Genomic DNA, 3,424 nt, shown 5'->3' with positions numbered 1-3,424 from the left:
GTGAACCTGTTTCTTTTCTTAACGATATTTCCGGTAATGCAGTTAGAGGAAGCACAAATTATATCGGTTCATATGCTATACCAATACTTGGTTATGTTTCGTCAATAGCATTAGGCGGAGCTACAGGTGCTGGAGGTGCGGCAGCCTTTCTAGCTACAGCAGGATATTTACATTCAATGGGTACTGTAATGGCTAATTTAGATTGTAATTAAAAAATAAAATGAAAAATAAAATAAATCTCTATTTACCAATAGCAATAGTAGCAGTTTTAGTAGGATTCTACGTCTATTCCAAAGTTCAAAAAGACAATTGGGTTAAAGAAGCTCCCGCGATTAAGTATACCGAAGAAAGGGAAAATGAAGTTTGGGGAGGCGTTATAAGAGGTGATGATGCAGGGTTGTTTTATGGCACCCCTTTATATGATTTAGCGGATGAAATGTCTGGTTTTTTCTTTTTGAGAAACCAAAATAAAATAGCAAGACTCATCAGCGAAATGCCTAAAGAGTACATTAACTATCAAGAAGAAAAATATGGACAGACGATTGGACATTTTGCCTTATTTACAGGCAATCTAAAAGCGATACATCTTTTGCTGGATCGAGGCCTCAACGCGAATGCATTGGATAAAAACGGTAGTGCAATTATTATTGATATAAATGCATTTTCGTACAATCCATCGGAGAAATTGCAATTACTAAAGCATATGATTAAAAAAGGGGCTAATGTTAATTTAGCAGGGGGTCAAGGTGAGACGCCTCTAACTAGAGCAGCAAGAAGTGGTAATTTAACAAATATTAAAATATTAATTAATGCTGGAGCAAACCCGCATTTTTTTCAAGAAATGACTGATCAAGGTCGTCATTTAGTGTACACATCGGCACTGAAAACTGCATTAACCTATGGTCATATTAATGTTGTAAATTATTTAATTTTTGATCAAAAAGTAGATTTTAGAATGTATAAATATCCTGATTGGTCAAAATTCCATCCGGGCGAATATGAAATATTACACGATCTTCGCGATATGCCCTTTAAGTTAAATTCTAAAGAGTATCAAGAAAAAATGAAGATGGTGGCTTATTTAAAAACACAAGGACTAGATTATTGGAAAACGCCAATACGACAAACGTATTTGGAAAATTCAAATTATACGAAAGAATACCTAAGTAAATACTAAAATGAAAAAATCTTTAGGTTTGGTTGGTTAAAGCAACATAGCCTTTAAAATAAACTAAAAACAAAAAAATGAATTTTAAAAAATCAATACTCATACTAGCCCTGTTTTTCTTTGCCACGATGCAAAGTCAAACTATGGTAACAACCAATATTCAAAGTCGTTTACTCAACAAATACTGGTGTCCTAATGTTGGCGATCCATACGAAGTCGTTTTTCTTTTCGAACAACGGTATGTAACCTTATTTGTTGGTAATAAAAATATGGGTTATGAGCCATATTATATCACTAGTAACACGGAAGTTACAACACCAACAACTTTTGATTATGCAAAAGTAGGCCTTACATCTACTGGTAATTGCATTAAAACAAACAGTTCTTACTACATTGTTGAGTTTTCGAGCGATTTCAAATCATTCAGATGGAAAAGAAGTTTCGATCCAGCCCAAATCTGGCAAACATATACCGTAAAGAGTATGCCATTTTTTAGTATTGCTAAAAGTGGCACGTTTACAAGAAACAATTGCGGTACAGGCAATGTTGGAGGGGATTGGTTATATGATGTTGAAGCTGGTCAGTACATATCCTATGTTTCACAAGCCGATGCTGATGCCAAAGCGCAAGCTGATGTAACTACTAATGGACAGAACTATGTAAACGGAGAAGGGTACTGTACGTATTATAATCTAGCCACAACTCGTGAAATTAGAAAAAACAATTGCCCATCAGGAAAAGTAGGTTCGTTGGTCAGCTATACTGTGCCAGCACGAACAGAAATGTCTCAGGTTTCTGAGGCTGATTTGGCTAAGAATGTTGATACTCATTTTAATCAATGGGGTCCTGGACAAATATATGCGAATGCTCAGGGGACTTGTGGCTATACAAACAAAGAAATGACTGATTATTTTAGCAAACAAAATTGTGAATTAGGAAAAGTAGTTTATGATAAGACTTTTTTTAGAGTACCTGCAAATAAATATTTTTCAGCTGTTTCTCAAGATGAAGCTGATAGATTAGCTCGGGCTGATTTAAATTTAAACGGACAAATCAATGCAAATAATATTGGAGAATGTTCATTTGAAAACATTAGTGTAAGTGGTAGTTTTACAAGAAACAACTGCATTACCGGTATCGGTTCTAATGTAATTTATACTGTTGCCGCAAAACGATATAAATCTAGGCTTTCACAGGACGACGCCAACGCAAGAGCTATGACGGAAGTAAACGAACAAGGTCAAAATTATGCCAATTACTATGGAACTTGTACGTATAAAAATATAGCCAAAAGTGTTGTATTTATTAAGGCGGGCTGCATTGCTCCCAAGACAGGCACAAGTGTAACTTATACCGTAGTTGCGGGCAAATATGTGTCTACAGTTTCTCAAGCCGATGCCGATAGTAAAGCACAAGCCGATGTTACCGCAAACGGTCAAACTTTTGCTAATGCTAATGGCACTTGTACTTTTAAAAGTACAGTTAAAACGGGAATTTATACTAAGGCGGGTTGTATTGCTCCCACTACAGGTACAAATGTTACTTATACGGTAGCTGCAGGAAAATATGAATCTACTGTTTCCCAAGCCGATGCTGATAGTAAAGCACTAGCAGATGTTACCACAAACGGTCAAACCTTTGCTAATGCTAATGGTAAATGTGTTTTTAAAAGTATAGCCCTAACAAATGTTGGTTTTAGAAAAGTATGTACATCTCCTCAAGTTGGCTCTATAGTCCTATATTCCGCAGCAGCTGGAGCGTTTACCTCTACTGTGTCACAAGCAGCCGCAGATGCTCAAGCCCAAAAAGCGGGTCAAGACAATGCAAATGTTAAAGGGACCTGTAATTAAATTGTTTCAAGTTTTACTACAATTTGTTTTTGTCTAGAAGTAAGTTATCACAACCCTGTTAGCCTTCAAAAAGCTATCAGGGTTTTTTGTAAAAAAAACTTAATATCATAAATTGAGCAAACAAAACACCCGAGGCTTTAGCCGAACAGACGAAGTAATTGAAAAAAGCTATATCAATAACGGTATAGCTTTTTTATTTACCAAAAACGAAAACGGCGACCTACAAACCAAAATCGTTTTTGAGGGCGAGACCTTTGAAGATTTCGTTTTGTTTGACAACAACAACCTCTTCCTGCAAGGTTTCAAATTCAATCTCGCGCAGTTGTACAACCATAGTTTTCAGGATTTCAAGTTAGACTACACCGTTTTAGGAATGGACTTAAGCCAGAAAACTTACAACAACATC

At 36.0% G+C, this 3,424-nt stretch carries 4 protein-coding genes; all 4 read left to right on the top strand.

Annotated elements, in window-relative coordinates; all coding sequences use genetic code 11:
- Positions 1-212, top strand: a 212-nt coding sequence (locus tag RMO83_RS07210) for a hypothetical protein (RefSeq protein WP_310559001.1), incomplete at its 5' end; no start/stop codon positions are given.
- An 8-nt stretch (positions 213-220) separates the two neighbouring features.
- The gene (locus RMO83_RS07205; protein ID WP_310559000.1) at positions 221-1,177 is read left to right on the top strand and encodes an ankyrin repeat domain-containing protein; all 957 of its coding nucleotides are present in this window, start codon (positions 221-223) and stop codon (positions 1,175-1,177) included.
- Between the two features lie 68 nt (positions 1,178-1,245).
- Positions 1,246-3,018, top strand: a complete 1,773-nt coding sequence (locus RMO83_RS07200) for a DUF5977 domain-containing protein (protein WP_310558999.1) — start codon at positions 1,246-1,248, stop codon at positions 3,016-3,018.
- Positions 3,019-3,130: 112 nt separating this feature from the next.
- Positions 3,131-3,424: hypothetical protein (locus RMO83_RS07195; protein WP_310558998.1), on the top strand; the 294-nt coding region annotated here is incomplete at its 3' end.

Source organism: Flavobacterium sp., from assembly GCF_031423415.1.
In the GTDB taxonomy this organism is placed as follows: domain Bacteria; phylum Bacteroidota; class Bacteroidia; order Flavobacteriales; family Flavobacteriaceae; genus Flavobacterium.
This window is presented reverse-complemented; position numbering and strand designations above follow the sequence as displayed.